Origin of the sequence: Rudaeicoccus suwonensis (assembly GCF_007829035.1) — a bacterium.
Taxonomy (GTDB): Bacteria; Actinomycetota; Actinomycetes; order Actinomycetales; family Dermatophilaceae; genus Rudaeicoccus; species Rudaeicoccus suwonensis.
Map to the genome: position 1 here is coordinate 869,009 of NZ_VIVQ01000001.1, position 18,420 is coordinate 887,428.

At 66.6% G+C, this 18,420-nt stretch carries 15 protein-coding genes; 9 read left to right on the plus strand and 6 right to left on the minus strand.

Translation table 11 applies throughout. The features are described from left to right. Positions 1 to 5: 5 nt before the first annotated feature. The 3 genes from BKA23_RS03990 to BKA23_RS04000 all read right to left on the minus strand — a co-directional run bounded on the left by BKA23_RS03990 (position 6) and on the right by BKA23_RS04000 (position 4,575). Positions 6 to 1,142, minus strand: coding sequence for a DegT/DnrJ/EryC1/StrS family aminotransferase (locus BKA23_RS03990; RefSeq protein WP_281287529.1), 1,137 nt, complete (start codon positions 1,140 to 1,142; stop codon positions 6 to 8). Positions 1,143 to 1,299: 157 nt separating this feature from the next. Continuing rightward, positions 1,300 to 3,162 (minus strand): nucleoside-diphosphate sugar epimerase/dehydratase, encoded by a 1,863-nt coding sequence (locus tag BKA23_RS03995; protein ID WP_145225695.1) that lies wholly within the window; start codon positions 3,160 to 3,162, stop codon positions 1,300 to 1,302. 6 nt (positions 3,163 to 3,168) lie between these two features. Continuing rightward, complete coding sequence (locus BKA23_RS04000; protein WP_246104435.1) at positions 3,169 to 4,575, minus strand: tyrosine-protein kinase domain-containing protein; 1,407 nt, start codon at positions 4,573 to 4,575, stop codon at positions 3,169 to 3,171. Between the two features lie 232 nt (positions 4,576 to 4,807). Here BKA23_RS04000 and BKA23_RS04005 point away from each other — a divergent pair, with 232 nt between their 5' ends. Next, positions 4,808 to 5,608 (plus strand): HAD-IIA family hydrolase, encoded by an 801-nt coding sequence (locus tag BKA23_RS04005; RefSeq protein ID WP_145225697.1) that lies wholly within the window; start codon positions 4,808 to 4,810, stop codon positions 5,606 to 5,608. Positions 5,609 to 5,630: 22 nt separating this feature from the next. After that, positions 5,631 to 6,338 (plus strand): arsenate reductase/protein-tyrosine-phosphatase family protein, encoded by a 708-nt coding sequence (locus tag BKA23_RS04010; protein WP_170226364.1) that lies wholly within the window; start codon positions 5,631 to 5,633, stop codon positions 6,336 to 6,338. A 22-nt stretch (positions 6,339 to 6,360) separates the two neighbouring features. Here BKA23_RS04010 and BKA23_RS04015 read toward each other — a convergent pair whose 3' ends face one another. Then, positions 6,361 to 7,164 carry a DeoR/GlpR family DNA-binding transcription regulator gene (locus tag BKA23_RS04015; protein ID WP_211841585.1) on the minus strand — a complete coding sequence of 268 codons (804 nt, stop codon included), beginning with the start codon at positions 7,162 to 7,164 and terminating at the stop codon, positions 6,361 to 6,363. Positions 7,165 to 7,338: 174 nt separating this feature from the next. Here BKA23_RS04015 and trpS point away from each other — a divergent pair, with 174 nt between their 5' ends. The 6 genes from trpS (at position 7,339) to BKA23_RS04045 (ending at position 14,283) form a co-directional block, all read left to right on the plus strand. Then, positions 7,339 to 8,376 carry a tryptophan--tRNA ligase gene (trpS, locus tag BKA23_RS04020; RefSeq protein WP_145225703.1) on the plus strand — a complete coding sequence of 346 codons (1,038 nt, stop codon included), beginning with the start codon at positions 7,339 to 7,341 and terminating at the stop codon, positions 8,374 to 8,376. After that, complete coding sequence (locus tag BKA23_RS04025; protein WP_145225705.1) at positions 8,373 to 8,903, plus strand: 2'-5' RNA ligase family protein; 531 nt, start codon at positions 8,373 to 8,375, stop codon at positions 8,901 to 8,903. The genes trpS and BKA23_RS04025 overlap by 4 nt, the downstream gene beginning before the upstream one ends. An 87-nt stretch (positions 8,904 to 8,990) precedes the next feature. Continuing rightward, positions 8,991 to 9,716 (plus strand): succinate dehydrogenase cytochrome b subunit, encoded by a 726-nt coding sequence (locus BKA23_RS04030; RefSeq protein ID WP_145225706.1) that lies wholly within the window; start codon positions 8,991 to 8,993, stop codon positions 9,714 to 9,716. Between the two features lie 14 nt (positions 9,717 to 9,730). Further along, positions 9,731 to 11,710 (plus strand): fumarate reductase/succinate dehydrogenase flavoprotein subunit, encoded by a 1,980-nt coding sequence (locus tag BKA23_RS04035; protein WP_145225707.1) that lies wholly within the window; start codon positions 9,731 to 9,733, stop codon positions 11,708 to 11,710. Positions 11,711 to 11,753: 43 nt separating this feature from the next. Then, positions 11,754 to 12,497 (plus strand): succinate dehydrogenase/fumarate reductase iron-sulfur subunit, encoded by a 744-nt coding sequence (locus BKA23_RS04040; protein ID WP_145225708.1) that lies wholly within the window; start codon positions 11,754 to 11,756, stop codon positions 12,495 to 12,497. A gap of 4 nt (positions 12,498 to 12,501) precedes the next feature. Beyond that, a complete protein-coding gene (locus BKA23_RS04045) occupies positions 12,502 to 14,283 on the plus strand; it encodes a glycosyltransferase family 39 protein (RefSeq protein ID WP_145225711.1) in 1,782 nt (593 codons plus the stop codon). Positions 14,284 to 14,316: 33 nt separating this feature from the next. Here BKA23_RS04045 and BKA23_RS04050 read toward each other — a convergent pair whose 3' ends face one another. Both BKA23_RS04050 and BKA23_RS04055 read right to left on the minus strand, forming a co-directional pair. Next, positions 14,317 to 16,029 (minus strand): hypothetical protein, encoded by a 1,713-nt coding sequence (locus BKA23_RS04050; protein WP_145225728.1) that lies wholly within the window; start codon positions 16,027 to 16,029, stop codon positions 14,317 to 14,319. Positions 16,030 to 16,089: 60 nt separating this feature from the next. Beyond that, a complete protein-coding gene (locus BKA23_RS04055; RefSeq protein ID WP_246104436.1) occupies positions 16,090 to 17,271 on the minus strand; it encodes a glycosyltransferase family 4 protein in 1,182 nt (393 codons plus the stop codon). 47 nt (positions 17,272 to 17,318) lie between these two features. Between BKA23_RS04055 and BKA23_RS04060 the strand changes: the two genes are divergently transcribed. Next, a complete protein-coding gene (locus tag BKA23_RS04060) occupies positions 17,319 to 18,416 on the plus strand; it encodes a mannose-1-phosphate guanylyltransferase (RefSeq protein ID WP_145225730.1) in 1,098 nt (365 codons plus the stop codon). Positions 18,417 to 18,420 lie beyond the last annotated feature (4 nt).

The following is an 18,420-nucleotide window of genomic DNA, read 5'->3' on the forward strand; positions in this document are numbered from 1 at the left end:
ACACGTCAGCCCTTCCGCACCGCGGTCGTCAGGGCGTCGATGACCCGGTCGATCTGCTCGTCGGTGAGCTCTGAACCGCTCGGCAGGTTGACGCCGCGGGCGAACAGATCCTCCGCGACACCGCCGCCGAACATACGGGCGCCGGCGAACAGCGGCTGCAGGTGCATCGGCTTCCACAAGTGACGGACCTCGATGCCCTGGGCGTTCATCCGCTCGACGATCTGGTCGGGCGTGGCCAGATCCGCCGACGGGTCGAGCATCAGGCTGGTCAGCCAGCAGTTGTCGTGGGAGTCGTCCAGCTCATGGGCAAGTATGTCGAGGCCGGTGACGCCGGCGAAGGCGTCGGCATACCGTGCGCGAATCGCCCGGCGCCGCTGGATCATCGAGTCCAGCCGCGACAACTGACCGACGCCCAGGGCCGCCAGAATGTTCGACATCCGGTAGTTGAAGCCCATCTCGGTGTGTTCGTACCACGGCGCCGGCTGCCGGGCCTGCGTCGAGAGATATCTCGCGCGGTCCAGCAGTTCACGGTCGTCGCTGACCAGCATGCCGCCACCGGAGGTGGTCATGATCTTGTTGCCGTTGAAGGACAGCACCCCGGCCCGGCCGAAGCCGCCGGCACCGCGGCCGTCGCACGATGCGCCCAGCCCCTCGGCGGCATCCTCCACGAGCGTGACACCCAGATCGGCCAGCCCCGGCTCGATCACCGAGTAGTCCGCGCACCGGCCGTACAGATCGACCGGTATGGCGGCGGCGACGTCGTGGCCCTCTGCCTGCAGCACACGCACAGCGTCCAGCAGCAGGGCGCCGTCGACGTTGGCGTCGTCGGAGCGGGAGTCCACGAAGACCGGCGTTGCGCCGGTGTAGAGCACCGCGTTCGCGGTCGCGGCGAAGGTCATGGAGGGCAGCACCACGGTGGTGCCCGGGCCGGCTCCGACCTCGAGCAGGGCCAGGTGCAGGGCGGCCGTGCCGGACGACAGCGCCAGCGCACCGGCGACGCCCACCCGGTCGGCGATCTCGCGCTCGAAGCGGTCGACCATCGGGCCCAGCGGGGCGACCCAGCCGGATCGCAGAGCCTCCAGGACGAGGTCCTCCTCGACCTGCGTCACATGAGCCTTGGACATGTAGATGTGGTCGGTCACCGCTGCGTGGTCCTCTATCCGTTACTTACGTGTCAGTCGCACTCGAACGTGCCGGGTCAGGTCGAAGTCGCCGCGTTCCGGAGTAAGCGCCAGTGCCAGGTGCTGAGCCCGCTTCACCCTCACACGCGGCAGCTGTATGCCGGTCGCACCGGTCGAGTCATACGTTGGTTTCGGGCCGCGAGTAGCTCATGCTCTCGGTGATCAGCCAGTTCAGCGTCTTCTCGCTGGAGTGTGCGGCGAATCCGCGCACTGCGTCGGAGTCGACCGGTGGCACCGTCACGTAGGAGACGAGTGGGTGCGGTGACAGGCGGGCCTGCTCGCCTTCGTAGAACAGCACCTCGGAGAGCTTCTCTCCCGGGCGCAGGCCGGTGAACTCGATGGCGATGTCCTCGCGGCCGGACATGTCGATGAGGGCGCGAGCAACATCGACGATCTTCACCGGCGATCCCATGTCGAGCACCATGACCTGGCCGTCGTCCCCGATGACCGACGCCTGCAAGACCAACTGGCAGGCCTCGGGGATGAGCATGAAGTAGCGCTCGACGTTCTCGTCGGTGACGGTCACCGGGCCACCGCGCTCGATCTGCGCCATGAAGGCGGTCAGCACGGAGCCGCGTGAACCGAGCACGTTGCCGAATCGAACACTGGTGTAGGTGCCCGGGTTGTCGACCGCGAACTGTGCGGTGAGACGTTCGGCCATGCGCTTGGTGTAACCGAGCACGCAGGTGGGGCTGGCGGCCTTGTCGGTGGAGATGTTCACGAAGGTTTCGACGCCGACCTCGCTGGCGGCGGTGAGCACGTTGAGCGTGCCGAGCACATTGGTTTTCCAGCCCTCGTTGGGGTGTTGTTCCAGCAGCGTGAGGTGCTTCAGCGCGGCGGCGTGGAAAACGACATCGGGGCGCTCCTTGGCAAAGATGGCGCGCAGGGCGTCCAGGTCGCGGATGTCGGCCAGCGCCAAGGTCCCGTCGTCGAGCAGGGCGCGGCCCGTGATCGACATCTGGGTGCCGTGCAGACCGGACTCGTCGCGGTCGAGCATCGTCAGCTTGGCGGGATTGAAGCGGGAGATCTGGCGGCACAGCTCGCTGCCGATGGATCCACCCGCCCCGGTGACCAGGATCCGCTTGCCGGCGACGCTGGCGGCAATGGCACCTTCGTCCAGGGCGATCTGGCGGCGGCCGAGCAGGTCCTCCAGGTTGACCTCGCGCAGGTCGCGGACCGAGGCGCCGTTGCCGAGCAAGGAGGCCACCGGTGGCAGGATCAGCAGTTCGAGGCCGATGTCGTGAGCCGCATCCCGCAGGTCGCGCACCAGGTCGGCGTCGGCCGACGGCATCGCGATGATCAGGACCGTGGCTCCGGACTTCTCGGTGACCGTGCGGAGGCGGTTGCGCCCGCCACGCACCGGAACGCCGTCGATGCGCATCCGGCGTTTGCGCGGGTCGTCGTCAAGGATGGCGACGGGTGTGTACTGCCGCTGGCCGTCGCGCACCAGAGCACGCACGAGTTGCCGGCCACCTTCGCCGGCGCCGAAGACGATGGCCTTCTGCTCACCGACGCCGCTGGCGGGACGACCCCAACGGTAGGAGCGCACGAAGAATCGCAGGGCGAACATCCCGACGAGTGCGAAAGCCGGTGCCGCGAAGGGAAGGCTCCGCGGAATCTGGAAGGTGGAGGTTCCGAAGCGCAGCACGCAACTGATGACCATCGTGAGGAAGACGGCCTTCATGATGTCCGCGGTTTCCTCGAATGATCCGAGGTTGTGCGCGAATCGGTGCGGCCCGACGAGCACGCCCGTGACGATCTGAATCAGTCCGACGGTGACCGCGAACCAGAAGATCGGCACGGTGAAGACGTCCGGGATGTCCAGGTCATAGCGGATCCAAGCGGCGGCGCCGGTTGCCAGCGCAGCGACGATCCCGTCGAGCACCAGCCACAACAGCCCGACGCGCCAGTGGCGATTGGGGCTGAACCCCGGCCGCGAGCCTCGCCTACCGGATGTCGTTGCTGCTCTCGTCGTGGGCATCGCCGGTCACTTCCGTGCGAGCCGGCGGCTGGTCCGGGACTTCTCCGCCGACCCGCCCTCGGAGCGGTATTCGTAGTAGCGGTAGCTGTCGTAGCCGTGGCGGCTACGCGGAGTCCGGTTCACCACCACGCCGAGGATCACCGCGTCCACGGTGGCGAGCTTGTCGATGCTCGCGGTCAGGTTGTCCTGCGTCGCAATGGAGGCGCCGACCACGATGAGAGTGCCGTCGACGAGCGTGCTCATGACAGCTGCGTCCGTGACCGGGATCGTCGGAGGAGCGTCGATGATGACGTAGTCGAAGGCGCTCTTCAGACGCTCGAGGACGTCGCGCATGCCGGTCGAGCCCAGCAGCTCACTGGGGTTCGGGGGCAACTGGCCGGCACCGAGAACCGCCAGGCTGGTGTCGCCGTACGGCTGGATGACGTCGGCGAGGTCGACGCGACCGATGAGTGCGTCGGTCAGACCGACGGCACCTTCCATGCCGAGGTATTCGAGCAGTCGCGGGCGACGTAGGTCACCCTCGATCAGACAGACGCGGGAGCCGGCTTCGGCCAGCGCCATACCAAGATTGGCGGAGGTGGTGGTCTTGCCTTCGCCGGCGATCGACGAGGTCACCGAGATCAGGCGGGGGTGCTTCGCGGCGTTGACGAATTGCAGGTTGGTGCGCAGCGATCGGAAGGCTTCGGCGCGGGCGGAGTGCGGGTCGCCCTGCACCGTCAGCGGGTGGGCGGGTGCATCACCGTCAAAGGGGATGCCGCCGACAATGGTGTGCGTGGTGATGCTCTTGACGTCGTCAGTGGAGCGGATGCGGGTGTCCAGGCGCTCACGCAGGAGCGCAGCGCCGACTCCGGCGAACAATCCGAGTATCAGGCCGAAGGCGATGTTCATCGTCGGCCTCGGGGAAATCGCAGCGGACGAGAAGTTCGCCGGCGACACCATGGTCACCTTGACCGGGCTGGACTGGGAACCACTGACCTTTTCGAGGTTCTCGACCGTGCCAGGAAAGGAGTTGCCGATTGCGGCAGCGATCCGTTGAGCTTCCGCCGGTGAACGGTCGGAGACAGCGACATCGATCAGGACGGTGTTGGGCGGCACGGATGCCGACACCTTGCTGGCCAGGTCCGAGGTGGTGCCCGGGAAGTTCAACTGCTTGATGACCGGCTGCAGCACGGCCGGTGTCTTGAGCAGTTGGGTGTAGGACACGACACGTGCCTGGGTGAACGTGCTGCCTTGCGCCAGCTGCGAGTTGTCGCCGTTGCTGTCCGACGTCGAGACGAAGAACTGCACCCTGGAGGAGTAGGTCTTCGGTGTGAGGTAGGTGAACAACACCGCCAACCCGACACAGATCACCGCAAGAACTGGAATGATGCGCCAGCGCTTACGCAGGATGCGGAGATAGGTCTGCAGGCTCACAGGCGTCCTTCATTCGAGGCATTGGGTTCGCAGCGGCCGATGTGATATCCCTGAATTCCCGGCGCGCCTGCAAGATGTTAGCCGGTGGGCACCTGTATAGGTAATCGTCTGAGCACATAATTTTCCCTCGCGTATCTTCCGCAACACGCGCCACAGTGGTTCGGCGCGTATGTCAGCGCGTCCAGCGGCCGAGGTGTCAGCCCGTTCACCGGCCAGCATGGACAATGGATGCATGACCAATCGCAGGCCGGTGGATTCGTGGCTGACCGACATGGACGGTGTGCTCGTGCACGAGGAGCACGCCATCCCGGGAGCCGCGCAGTTTCTGCAGCGGCTGCAGGAGACCGGCCGCCGGTTCCTGGTGCTCACCAACAATTCGATCTACACACCGCGTGATCTGCGGGCGCGGTTGGCAGCAGGCGGCATCGACGTGCCCGAGGAGGCGATCTGGACCTCGGCCCTGGCGACCGCGCAGTTCCTGGACGACCAACGAGCCAACGGATCGGCATACGTGCTGGGTGAATCCGGTCTGACCACCGCGCTGCACGACATCGGGTACATCATGAGTTCGCGCGACCCCGACTATGTCGTGCTCGGGGAGACCCGCACCTATTCGTTCGAGGCGATCACCCGCGCCATCCGACTGATCGACAAAGGTGCGCGCTTCATCGCGACGAATCCGGACGCGACCGGACCTTCGGCGGAAGGCTCACTGCCGGCAACGGGGTCGATCGCCGCCCTCATCACCAAAGCAACCGGTGTCGAGCCGTATTACATAGGTAAGCCGAATCCATTGATGATGCGCAGTGCTCTCAACCGCATCGATGCGCACTCGGAGACCACCGTGATGATCGGCGACCGCATCGACACCGACATCGTCAGCGGGCTCGAAGCCGGCCTGCGGACGATCCTGGTGCTGAGCGGGTCCACCCAGCCGCATCAGGTCGAGCGTCATCCGTTCGTACCCACCCGCGTCGTGGATTCCATCGCCGACGTCGTGCCGTTGATCGATGAATTCGCACCACACGAGTGAGCACTCGAGGAGCCAGCAACCCATGACACAACAGTCGACCGCGGGACCGGGCGGTCAGAGCTCAACCGGCCGTATGCCGCTCGGGCAGATCTTCGGGCAGACGGCGGCTGCGCCGCAGCCCGCGGCGGCCGCTCGGAGCGGCCGCATCCTGATCGTGTGCACCGGCAACATCTGCCGGTCGCCCTTCATCGAGCGACTTCTCGCGCATCATCTGATCGGCGTCGATGTCGAGGTCACCAGCGCCGGCACTCGCGCCCTGGTCGGCGAGCCGATGCAGCCGCCGAGTGAGCAGTTGCTGGGCGAGCGCGGAGTCGGTCCGGCGGGTTTTCGGGCCACACAGCTGACCGAGCACCTGGCGACAGCGGCGGACATCGTGCTGACCGCGACGCGGGAGCACCGCTCGCAGGTCGTGCAGCTGGCACCGGCCGCACTGAAGCGCACGTTCGCGATCGCGGACTTCGCGGACCTGTGCGCGGCGCTGCCCGCTCCGCCGTGGCCGCTGCGCCCGATGGAGCGCACGGATGACCCGCCGCTGCGCCGACTGGTCGGTCAGTTGGCGGCGATCCGCCCGCAGGTCGCGCCACGTCAGGCCGATGATGCCGACATCCCCGACCCGTTCCGGCAGGAGTTCGCGGTCTACGAGCAGATGGCTCAGCAGGTGGATGGCTTCGTGCCGTCGACGGTCGCCGCCATACAGGCCGCGCTGACTGCTGGACCGCCGCTGCGCTGACCGACCGGCTCAGCCCACCGGTTCAGCTGACGACCGGGGTGGGGAGCGGTTCCTCCGACCGCGGCGCGACGATGAGGTTGACGCCCTGCCGGCTGATCTCGCGACGGGCGTCCTCGTCGAGTTCGGCGTCGGTCACCAGGGTGTGCACCTTGTCGAGGGTGGCGATCGTGGACAGCCCGATGATGCCCCACTTGGTGTGGTCGGCCACGACGACGATGCGCTTGGCCGACTTGATCAGTGCCCGGTTGGTCTGCGCTTCCTGCAGATTCGGGGTGGTGAGCCCTGCGTGCAGGTCGATGCCGTGCACGCCGAGGATCAACGTGTCGACGTGCGTCGATGCCAGCATCTCGTTGGCCACCGGCCCGGCGAGGGCGTCCGACGGCGTGCGGACCCCGCCGGTCAGCACGACGAGCAGATCGTCACGAGTCGGGTCGTTGAGCAGGTCGGCCACCCGGGGGGAGTTGGTCACGACCGTCAGGCGCTTGATCGCCCGCAATTCGATCGCCACCGCGTAGGCAGTGGTGCCGGCCGACACCGCGACCGACGAACCTGCGGAAATCAGGCTCGCTGCGGTGCGGGCGATCTCCGACTTCTGCACCGGATTCATCTCCGACTTCGCGGTGAAGCCGGGCTCTTCGGCGCTGCGGTCGGCGCGGGTCGCGCCGCCGTGCACCTTACGGACCAGCCCCTTGTCGGCGAGGGCCTCGATGTCGCGACGGATCGTCATGTCGCTGACGTGCAGGTCGGCGACCAGCTCGGACACGCGGACACCGCCGTGTTCCTCGACCGCTTGGATGATCAGGTCCTGGCGTTGTCGTGCAAGCACCGGCCACCTCCTTGTTGGGACAGGTCTGGTTGTAAACATATCCAAACGGGTTCCAACGTGTGCTCTCCCGTGGCGACGGCTCGGGCGGTGTCCCAGGAGGGCACCAATCGCGGATGAGAGAATCGGCGGCGCCTGTTCCCCCACCTCTCCACGAAAGCGACGCGTGCACCACTGATGAGCGACCTTGCCGCCGGCGCCCGATCCGCACGGATCCTGTCTGGAATGCAGCCCACCCATGATTCGCTGCATCTGGGCAACTACCTCGGCGCGCAGGTCAACTGGGTGCGGATGCAGCAGGATTTCGACGCGTTCTTCTGCGTCGTCGACCAGCACGCACTGACCGTTCAGCCGGACCCGGCCGACTTGCGGGCCCGCACCCGGGTGACGGCGGCGCAGTACCTCGCCGGGGGCATTGATCCGCAGGTGTCGACCGTCTTCGTGCAGTCGCACGTGCCCGAGCACTCCCAGCTCGCCTGGGTGCTCAACTGCATCACCGGGTACGGCGAGGCCGCCCGCATGACGCAGTTCAAGGACAAGTCGGCCAAGCGCGGCACCGACGGCACCAATGTGGGTCTGTTCACGTACCCGATGTTGATGGCCGCCGACATCCTGCTGTATGACGCGACCGCTGTGCCCGTCGGTGAGGACCAGCGGCAGCATCTGGAGCTCACCCGCGATCTGGCGCAGCGGTTCAACGCGCGCTACGGCGACACCTTCGTCATACCGCAGCCGCACATCCCGGGCGAGACGGCCAAGATCATGTCGCTGCAGGAGCCCACCGCCAAGATGAGCAAGTCTGCCGACAACCAGAACGGCAACCTGATGATGCTCGACGAGCCGAAGGCGAACACCAAGAAGGTGAAGTCGGCCGTCACCGACACCGACAACGCGGTGCGCTACGACCCGGAGGCCAAACCGGGCATTGCCAACCTGCTGCGGATCCACTCGGCACTGTCGGGGGACAGCGTCGAGACTCTCGTCGATCGCTACGCCGGTGAGAACAAGTACGGCGCGCTCAAGACCGATGTCGCCGAGTTGGTCGTCGGCGTGCAGGCGCCATTCAAGGCACGTGTCGACGAACTGCTCACCGATCCGGCCGAGCTCGACCGGATCCTCGCCGCCGGTGCGGCGCGCGCCCGGGAGGTCGCCTCGGTGACCTTGCGAAGGGTGTATGACGCGGTCGGTTTCGTTCCCGCGGCGGCCCTTCGATGAAGACCATCGGGGTTTCGATCCCGATTCCGGACCCGCACGCCGGTGCGCTGCAGTCGGCTCGCGCGGCCGTCGGTGACCCGCTCGCGCAGGCCGTTCCGCCGCACGTCACGCTGATGCCACCGACCGAGGTCGCCGGCCCGCTCGTGGGTGACCTGTGCGCGCACCTGTCGTCCGTCGCGGCACAGGCGCAACCGTTTCGTATGACGCTGCGCGGAACCGGCACATTCCGCCCGCTGTCGCCGGTCGTCTTCGTCGCCGTCGCCGAAGGCATCGCCAGCTGTGAGTGGCTGGAAAAAGCGGTGCGGTCAGGACCGGTCGGGCGTGACCTGGAGTTTCCCTATCATCCCCACGTGACGATCGCCCACGGCATACCGGAGCCGGATCTGGATCGGGCGTTCGAAGATCTGGCGACCTACGAGTGCCGCTTCGACGTGGCCGCCTTCGACCTCTACGAGCACGGGGTGGACGAGGTGTGGCGGCCGGTAAGGACTTTCGGGTTTTCGGGAGGGTCCGGCGAGCACCGTTGACCGCTGTGGCCGGGCATTCGGGGCGCGTTCAGATTTAGGCGAGCCTTATCTCGATGTCAAGGTATCTGCGGCGTAGTCTGACGTTTCGTGGCGACATCAACCGTTTCGAAGCCGGTGCGCACCGGCAAGACGGGTAGCTCCGTCTTCCTCAAGACCCTCATGGCGGTCACTGGCCTGATCTTCGTGCTCTTCGTGATTGCCCACATGTACGGCAATCTCTACAAGCTGTTCGACGGCCATCTGGCCTTCAACGAGTACTCCGAGCACCTGCGCACGATCGGCGAGCCGATGCTGCCGAGGCACGGGTTCCTGACGATCATGGAAGTCGTCCTCGGCGTCAGCGTGATCCTGCACGTCTACAGCGCCGTCACCCTGTGGAAGCGCGCCAAGGCGGCCCGGCCGGTGCAGTATGCCGCCAAGCGCAAGAGCGTCGCCCAGAGCTTCAGCAGCAAGTGGATGCGGTGGGGCGGAGTGTTCCTGCTGCTGTTCGTCATCTGGCACCTGCTGGAGTTCACGATCGTCAAGTTCAACGTGGGCTCGGGCGGCAATGGCCCCAACATTGTCGACGACCCGTACGAACTCGTCGTGCACAGCTTCCAGAGCTGGTGGCTGACGCTGATCTACGTGCTGGCGATGGCTGCCCTGGGCATGCATCTGCACCACGGCATCTGGAGCGCCTCGCAGACCCTCGGTTTCACCCCGACACCCGCCGCGCGCCGGATCGCCAAGACCGTTGCCGCGGTCGTCGCGCTGGTGGTCGCAGTCGGCTTCGTCATACCGCCCCTGGCCATCCTCTTCGGTGGAATCAAGTAAAAGGACGCTGGCACATGTCTGAACTCATCGACGACCTGTATCGCCTGGGTGATCCCATCGCGGACACCAAAGCGCCCGACGGCCCGATCGAAAACCGTTGGACCAAGGCGAAATTCGACAACAAGCTGGTCAACCCGGCGAACCGCCGCAAGCTGTCGGTCATCATCGTCGGCACGGGACTGGCCGGTTCCTCCGCCGCTGCCACCCTCGGCGAGGCCGGCTACCACGTGAAGTCGTTCTGTTACCAGGACAGCCCGCGTCGGGCCCACTCGATCGCAGCGCAGGGTGGCATCAATGCCGCCAAGAACTACAACGACGACGGCGACTCGGTCTACCGGTTGTTCTACGACACGGTGAAGGGCGGCGACTACCGCTCCCGTGAGAACAACGTCTACCGCCTGGCCGAGGTCTCCAACAGCATCATCGACCAGTGCGTCGCTCAGGGCGTGCCCTTCGCCCGCGACTACGGCGGTCTGCTGGACAACCGTTCGTTCGGTGGTGTGCAGGTGGCGCGCACGTTCTATGCCCGTGGCCAGACCGGTCAGCAGTTGCTGATCGGTGCCTACCAGGCGATGGAGCGACAGGTCGCCGCAGGCACGGTCACGGCATACACCCGCCACGAAATGCTCGAGGTCATCGTCGTCGACGGCCGCGCTCGCGGCATCATCGCGCGTGACATGGTCACCGGTGAGCTCGAGACGCACCTTGCCGATGCGGTCGTGCTGGCCAGCGGTGGCTACGGCAATGTCTTCTTCCTGTCCACCAACGCGATGGGTTGCAATGTCACGGCCACCTGGCGGGCGCACCGCAAGGGTGCCTACTTCGCCAACCCCTGTTACACGCAGATCCACCCGACCTGCATCCCGGTGGCCGGGGACTACCAGTCGAAGCTGACCTTGATGTCGGAGTCGCTGCGCAACGACGGCCGCATCTGGGTGCCCAAAAACCGCGACGACTGCGAGAAGGACCCGCGCCAGATCCCGGAAGAGGACCGCGACTACTACCTGGAGCGGATCTACCCCGCCTTCGGCAACCTCGTGCCGCGCGACATCGCCTCCCGCCAGGCCAAGAACGTCTGCGACGACGGTCGCGGCGTGGGGCCGAAGGTCGGCGACTTTCGCCGCGGTGTCTACCTCGATTTCTCCGACGCGCTGTCACGGATGTCCGAGGCCGCGATCGCCGAGAAGTACGGCAACCTCTTCGACATGTACCAGCGGATCACCGGTGAATCGCCGTACGAGGTCCCGATGCGGATCTACCCGGCGGTGCACTACACGATGGGCGGGCTGTGGGTCGACTACGACCTGGAGACCACGATCCCGGGCCTGTATGCCGCAGGCGAGGCCAACTTCTCCGACCACGGCGCCAACCGTCTCGGCGCATCCTCGCTGATGCAGTGCCTGGCGGACGGCTACTTCGTGCTGCCCAACACCATCCGCAACTACCTGGCGTCCGGGCCGTACGAGCCGGTCGCCGAGGATGCTCCGGAGGTGCTGCAGGCGCAGGCCGACGTGCGGGAGCGGCTGGACAAGCTGCTGTCGATCAACGGCGACCGCACCGTCGACTCCTTCCACAAGGAACTCGGCCACATCATGTGGGAGTACTGCGGCATGGAGCGCACCGAGGAGGGATTGCGCAAGGCGATCGACCTGATTCGGTCGCTGCGCGAGGAGTTCTGGCGCAACGTGCGCGTGCTCGGCAGCGCCGACACCCTCAACCAGTCGTTGGAGAAGGCCGGCCGGGTTGCCGATTTCCTCGAACTGGGCGAACTCATGTGCATCGATGCGTTGCACCGCCGCGAGTCCTGCGGTGGTCACTTCCGCGCCGAGAGCCAGACCGAGGACGGCGAGGCGCTGCGCGACGACGAGAAATTCGCGTATGTCGGTGCCTGGCAGTTCAGCGGCAACGAGGCCGGAGGGCCGGATGCCCCGATCCTGCACAAGGAAGACCTGGTCTACAACTTCATCCAGCTGAAGCAACGGAGCTACAAGTGACCACGACCGCTCACATCCACTGCGACTCTCCGCGAGGACGGCGATGAACCTCACACTGCAGATCTGGCGTCAGGACGGCCCGAACGCGCAGGGCTCGATGGTCACCTACCCGGTCAGCGACATCTCCGAGGACATGTCGTTCCTGGAGATGCTGGACGTGCTCAACGAGTCGCTGATCGAAAAGGGCGAGGAGCCTGTGGCCTTCGACTCCGACTGCCGTGAGGGCATCTGCGGCATGTGCTCGCTGATGATCAACGGTCAGGCGCACGGCCCGGAGGTCACGACCACCTGCCAGTTGCACATGCGCTCTTTCTCCGACGGCGACACGATCACCGTCGAGCCGTGGCGTGCGGCGGCCTTTCCGCCGGTGCGTGACCTCATCGTCGACCGCTCGGCTCTGGACCGCGTCATACAGGCCGGCGGTTATGTCTCCGTCAACACCGGCGCCGCGCCCGAGGCCAACAACCTGCAGGTGCGCAAGCCGTCCGCAGATCGCGCGTTCGACGCCGCGACCTGCATCGGCTGCGGTGCCTGCGTGGCGGCCTGCCCGAACGCCTCCGGCATGTTGTTCCTCGGCGCCAAGATCACCCACCTGGGCGAGCTGCCGCAGGGCCAGTCGCAGCGCTCGGCGCGCGTAGTGAAGATGCTCAACCAGCATGACGCCGAGGATTTCGGCGGCTGCCAGAATCTCGGTGAGTGCGCCGCTGCGTGCCCCAAGGAGATTCCGCTGGATGTCATCAACCAGCTGAACCAAGACTTCCTGCACTCCAAGAAGTCCGCCCGCTGAGGCGGTGACCACGGCGCACGAGGTGCGGCAGGCACGTCGTCATACGGCAGCGATTGCAACAGTTGCGGTCGCTGCCGTTGCGTTGTCGGGCGCGATCGCGGGTCTGCGCGGGGCGCTCGGCATACCGCGCAACGACGACTGGACGTATTACGTCACGACCTTCCGGACGGCGCGTAGCGGTGGATTGTTCGCACCGGATCAGTGGACGACGACGTTTTTGCTCGGCCAGACGACCCTCGCCCGTCCGGTCGTCGCGGTGGTGGGGGACTCGCGACTGGCGCTGCAATTGCTGGTGATGGTGCTCGCCGTGGTCACGCTGACGGCCATCGGCGTGACGGTGCGGCGGTTCCTGTCGCTGGGGTGGACGCTCGCGGTGATCGTGCTGGTCGCGGTCGGCCCGATCTTCGGCACGCTCAGTGCGTCCTTCATGAGCGACATCCCGGCGATGTGTTTCGAGGCGTTGGGCCTGTGGGCACTGATCCACGCGCTGCGGCCAATGCGGATCTCGATGCGCTGGTGGTGGCTGATGCTGGTTTTCGGCTTGGTCGGTTTCACCATTCGTGAGTACGCCGTGGCGGTGCCGGTCACTGCGGTGGTCTGTCTGCTGATCCAGCGGGGGCGGAAGCTGCGCTCCCGCGACGTCCGGCTGGCGGTGGGCGCGACCATCCTCGTGCAGATCGTCGCGGCGGGGCTGTACGTATGGCGCGACTCGTTCCCCGGGCCACATCGCACGACGGCAGCCTCGGTCACGCTGAAACGCCAACTGAGTGCCCCCTTCGCCGAGGGATTCACTCTCGCCCTGCAACTCGCGCCGGTGGTGGTGCTGCTGATCGCGCTGGTCGTGTCGCAGGTGAGACGGCATCCTCGGCGACTTCTGGCCGTCATACCGGTCGCCATCGTCATCGGCGCCGCGTATGCCTATCTGACCAGACGCGCCACGGTGGTGCTGGGGAACTACCTGGCGCAGACACCGTCATACTCCCAGACCCTGACCGGCTCGGCTCCGGACATCTTCTCCGGATCGGTGTGGCAGGCGGTCAACCTGGGAGCGGGTCTGTGCGGACTGGTGATCGTGCTCGCAGTGGCGCTTCCGCTGGCCGGTTCGGTGACGGCTCGCATAAGTGCGCGGGAGGGTCCTGGCGTGGCAGCGGACGTGGGGCGCACGATGCTCGACGACGTCGAGCGGAGCGCGTCGGTGTCGCGGTTGGTGTGCGCGAGTTTTGTCGTCGTGATGTTCGTGTCGGTGGCCGGCGTCTACCGGCTGACCGGTGGCGTGGTCTACGACCGCTATCTCCTGCCGATCGTGCCCTTTGCCGCAGCGGTGCTGATCGATCTTGCCCTGCGCACCCACGCCGTGAATAGCGCGGCACGGATTGTCTTCGGTGCGGGGCTGATCGGGTGGGCGGCGTGTTCGATCTTCGTGGTCGATGCGGCTGCGGCGAACGACGGCGCCCGTTGGCAACTCGCTGCAGACGTGGCTGCCCGCGGTGTTCCTGCCGCTGAGATCGACGGTGGATATGAGTGGTTCGGCATCCATCAGGCGCAACCGCCCGGTCAGCTGCGGGCAATCGCCTCGGATGTGCCGTTCTGGGAGGGCTTGTTCTCGCCTCGGCCGGTGTGCGCGCTCGTCAGCTACGCCGGACCGGTGGCCCTGCCCGAGGCGGCAACCGACGGGGCTCCTGAGCTGTCACGCACCGTGCGGCTGCTCGATGGGCAGCGGCTGACGTTCGACGCCTTCGATCTGCGCCGGGGCACCGACGGGCGTTGTCCGGTGCTCGCCCCCTGACCGGATCGACAGAGGATGTCTGGAGCATCAGCGCTATGAACCACCGTCGCGCACGTAGGTCTGCATGACGACCGGACCGTGTACGGCTGAGGTCTCGACGACGATGGGTGGCGTTGCTGCGCGCATTCCTCGGAGCAGTTGTTGCTGCACGTTCTTGTCGGCGGCGAGTGGTGGCGTGAAGTCATCGAGCGGTGTGGCGATCACGCAGTCGGCGTGCCTGGCCAGCTGTGCCTTCAACGGGATGTACCGCACCGAGTCCATCGCCAGCCAGGAGACCGTGGCCGCGCTGCGCGCCGGCAGCCACAGGTAGATGCCGGGCAGACCCACCAGCAGCGCCCGGGCGTGAGCCGGACAGGCTGCGGTGAGAGTTTGCGTTGCGTGTTGCGCACCGAGGGAGTTGTCCGCGACCCACAGCCCGGCCGCCGGCCCGGAGGTCACCAGCGTGCGGTGCTGGAAGACCGGACCCTCCTGAAAGACCACCGCGGTCAGGCACATGCCGGTGATCGCGAGCGGTATGACGGCGCTCAGGCGCCAGGCCCGCGCCATACTCGGCTGCCAGACGTGCAGACCGAAACCGAGCAGGACAGCGGCGGTGAAGGGCGCGAGGCCGTCCATGGCGGCGCCGTAGTCGTAGCCGGATGCGGTCACCATTTGCACTCCGGCCGCCGCGGGCAACGCGGTCAGTGACAGCAGCAGGAATCCGCGGTAGCGGGGTGAGGTGACGGCGACGCGGATCGCGATGGGCAGCCAGGTGATGGTCACCAGCATTGCCATCGGCGCAGGAAAAAGCCCGGCGTTGATCGCCAGGGTGTTGGGGGAGGGCATGTTGGTGGCGAAGTCGAACAGCAGCAATCCCGAGATCAGGCTGGCCAGCACGATCAGCAGTGGTTTGCGCATCAGCGCAGCCACGATGGCGGCAGCCAGTGCCAGCGGGAACTTGCCTGCGGTGGTGAAGTAGCTCAGCTCGTGCGAGATGAAGCCGGTGAGCAAGCTCAGGCTCCCGGCGCCCTGACGGCTCGCACTTTGCACGTGAAGTGATTCACGCACCGCCGACAGGCCGGGCACCGCGAGGACGAACGCCGCCAGCAACACTGCGACGATCAGACATGGTGCGAGCACGTCAGTCAGCAGGTCTTTGGTGCTGACACCGCGGTGCCGGCAACACCAGATCACGGCGATGAGCAGGAGAACGGCGGCGACTCCGACGATCGGGAAGCCGACGACGGCGAGTGTGGCAGCGAGGGAGGTGGTGATGGTCCAGCGGCGGCTGTAGGACGAGATCGTCCGATAGCCCGCGCACGTCGCCAGCAGCAGACCGAACATCGGCACCGTGTTGTAGCTGGTGACGATGAGGGAGTAGGGCAGAGCCAGGCACATCGCGCACATCGTCAGCGCAGTCGGGACACGGCTGAACAGCGGAGCCAACGCCCGGTATGACGCGTAGGTCGCGCCCGCGATCCACACTGCCGCGAACGCCTTCGAGGCCGCGACCAGCGCGGTGATGCCGAACGCGGAGATCCACACCCACGTGAACGGCACGGCGAACATCGACCCGAGCGTGTGACCGTCCATCTCGCTGGACAACGGCGCCTGACCTGCGGCCATCCGTCGCGCGAGTGCGATGACGTACGAGCCGTCGTTGAAATCTACGCCGATGAAGCAGCGTGCCAGCAGATAGGCGAACGTCGCCGAGAAGATCGCAAAGACCGTCAGATCAGTGCGGCGGGTTCGGTGGATGGACGGCACCGTGCACACGGTAGCGGCAGCGGCGGGCGCAGGTCGGGCTCGACAACCGGCTGGTTCGGTTCAGGCGGCCCGTCGACGCGCGTATGCCGGGCTGATGACGTCGGCGTAGAACTCCAGCAACTGTCCGGCCACAGCCGCCCAACTGCGAGCCTCCACCTTGGCGCGGCCCGACGCCCCCATCCGCAGCCGCATCGGCTGGTCCGCGATCAGGCCGCCGACCGCCTCGCGCAAAGCGCCTGGGCGATGCGGATCGAAGAGCAGGCCGGTGACGCCAGGTCGCACGATGTCCAGCGGACCTCCGGCGGCCGGTGCCACGACGGGCAGGCCGGTGGCCATCGCCTCCTGCAGCGTCTGCCCGAAGGTCTCGTGGCAGCCGGTGTGGACGAAGACGTCGAGAGCGGCATACGCCCGGGCCAGCTCCGTGCCCTCGCGGAACCCCAAAAAGTGCGCCTTCGGCAGCAGCCGCTCCAGCCGGTCACGGCTCGGACCGTCACCGACGACGGCAAGCGAGATACCGGGAATCCTGCTGAGCTCGGCGAGTCGATGAAGCTCCTTCTCCGGAGCCAACCGACCGACATACCCGACGATGGTCTCGCCGCACGGAGCCAGGCACCGGCGCAGGTCACGCACCTGCTCATCGGTCCCCAGCTCCGGACTGTAGGTCACGGTGTCGACGCCGCGTCCCCAGAGCGCAACTCGCGGAATCCCATGATCCACAAGCTCGTTCATGGTCGACGAGCTCGGCGCCAGCGTCATGTCGGCGAGCGAGTGCAGGTGCCGCACCCATCGCCACGATGCGTTCTGTATGCCGCGAGACACCGGCCCGGCGTGTTGGGACAGATAGGCAGGCATGTCCGTCTGATAGATCGCGACAGTCGGCAGGCCCAGATTGCGTGCCGCCGCCAGACCTCTCGCGCCGTGCCCGAAAGGGGACGCAGCATGGACGACGTCCGGCGCGAACCCTTCGAGGATGCGCTCCATCTCGAACGTCGGCAGCCCCACGCGAAACCCGCGCAGCATCACCCCGCGCACGGTGCGGACCTCGAATCCGCGGTATGACGCAGGCGCTGGTCCCGGGCAGATCACGACCGCGTCGTGACCGTTGTCGGCGAAGTGGTCCAGCACGCGACAGACGCTGGTGGTGACCCCGTTGAGGGTGGGCAGGAACGACTCGGTCACGATCGCAACTCGCACGACGAAAGCGTTGCGGGCCGCGGTGGAATCGCGGTGAACCGTGAGCACACGCTCCGATGATCGTCGGGTGAACGTCGTGGACTAGCGTCTGCAGCATGTCTGACGTCAGCGAGGGTCCCATCGAGGGATTCTGGGCGGTGATTCCGGCGGGTGGATCGGGCACCAGGTTGTGGCCGTTGTCGCGTGCGGGTTCGCCGAAGTTCCTGCACGACCTGACCGGGTCCGGCTGGTCACTGCTGCAGGGCACCGTCGACCGGCTGGCGCCCCTGTCGCAGGAGCGACTGCTGATCGTCACGGGTCTGCGGCATTCGCACGAGGTGCGCGAACAACTGCCAGACCTCGGCATCGATTCGCTGCTGGTGGAGCCCTCGCCCCGGGAGTCGATGCCGGCGATCGGGCTCGCGGCCGCCATCCTCGAGCAGCGTGACCCCGACGCGATCATCGGTTCGTTCGCCGCCGACCACATCATCCGTGACGACGAATCCTTCCGGTCCAGCGTCCGCGAGGCGGTTGCGGTGGCGCGCACGGGTGCGCTGGTGACCATCGGCATCGAACCCACGGGCCCCGCAACGGGTTTCGGCTACATCAAGCTTGGCGCACCGCTGGACATCGATGGTGCACCGCGTGCCCGCGGGGTCGAGTCGTTCGTGGAGAAGCCCGATGCAGACCGGGCCCAGCGGTATGTCGACAGTGGCGACTACCGCTGGAACGCCGGCATGTTCGTGGTGCGGGCCGCGGTGCTGCTGGACATGCTCGACCACTATCAGCCGGGTCTGGCCGAGGGAGTTCGCTCCATCGCCGACAACCCACTACGACTGACCGAGATGTGGCCGCGGCTGACAGAGATCGCGATCGACAAGGCCATCGCCGAACCCGCCGCAGCCGACGGACGAGTCGCCGTCATACCTGGTGATTTCGACTGGGACGACATCGGCGACTTCGACTCTCTCGCCGCGCTGCTGACCGACACCGACGGCATCACGGTGCTCGGCAACGACACGCTCGTAGTTGCTGAGCAAAGCACCGGGGTGATCGCGCCGAGGTCTGGCCGCCTGGTGGCCACGCTTGGTGTCGACGACATCATCGTCATCGACACACCCGATGCCGTTCTGGTGACCCGGCGCGATCGCGCGCAGGACGTCAAGCTCGTGGTCCAGCGGCTCAAGTCGGAGGGCCGCGGCGAGTTGGTATGACGCG

Bases quoted from the DNA above. Each gene is read 5' to 3' on its own strand.
- BKA23_RS03995 (WP_145225695.1), bottom strand. From the start codon at position 3,162: ATGCCCACGACGAGAGCAGCAACGACATCCGGTAGGCGAGGCTCGCGG.
- BKA23_RS04005 (WP_145225697.1), top strand. From the start codon at position 4,808: ATGACCAATCGCAGGCCGGTGGATTCGTGGCTGACCGACATGGACGGT.
- BKA23_RS04010 (WP_170226364.1), top strand. From the start codon at position 5,631: ATGACACAACAGTCGACCGCGGGACCGGGCGGTCAGAGCTCAACCGGC.
- trpS (WP_145225703.1), top strand. From the start codon at position 7,339: ATGAGCGACCTTGCCGCCGGCGCCCGATCCGCACGGATCCTGTCTGGA.
- BKA23_RS04025 (WP_145225705.1), top strand. From the start codon at position 8,373: ATGAAGACCATCGGGGTTTCGATCCCGATTCCGGACCCGCACGCCGGT.
- BKA23_RS04035 (WP_145225707.1), top strand. From the start codon at position 9,731: ATGTCTGAACTCATCGACGACCTGTATCGCCTGGGTGATCCCATCGCG.
- BKA23_RS04040 (WP_145225708.1), top strand. From the start codon at position 11,754: ATGAACCTCACACTGCAGATCTGGCGTCAGGACGGCCCGAACGCGCAG.
- BKA23_RS04060 (WP_145225730.1), top strand. From the start codon at position 17,319: ATGTCTGACGTCAGCGAGGGTCCCATCGAGGGATTCTGGGCGGTGATT.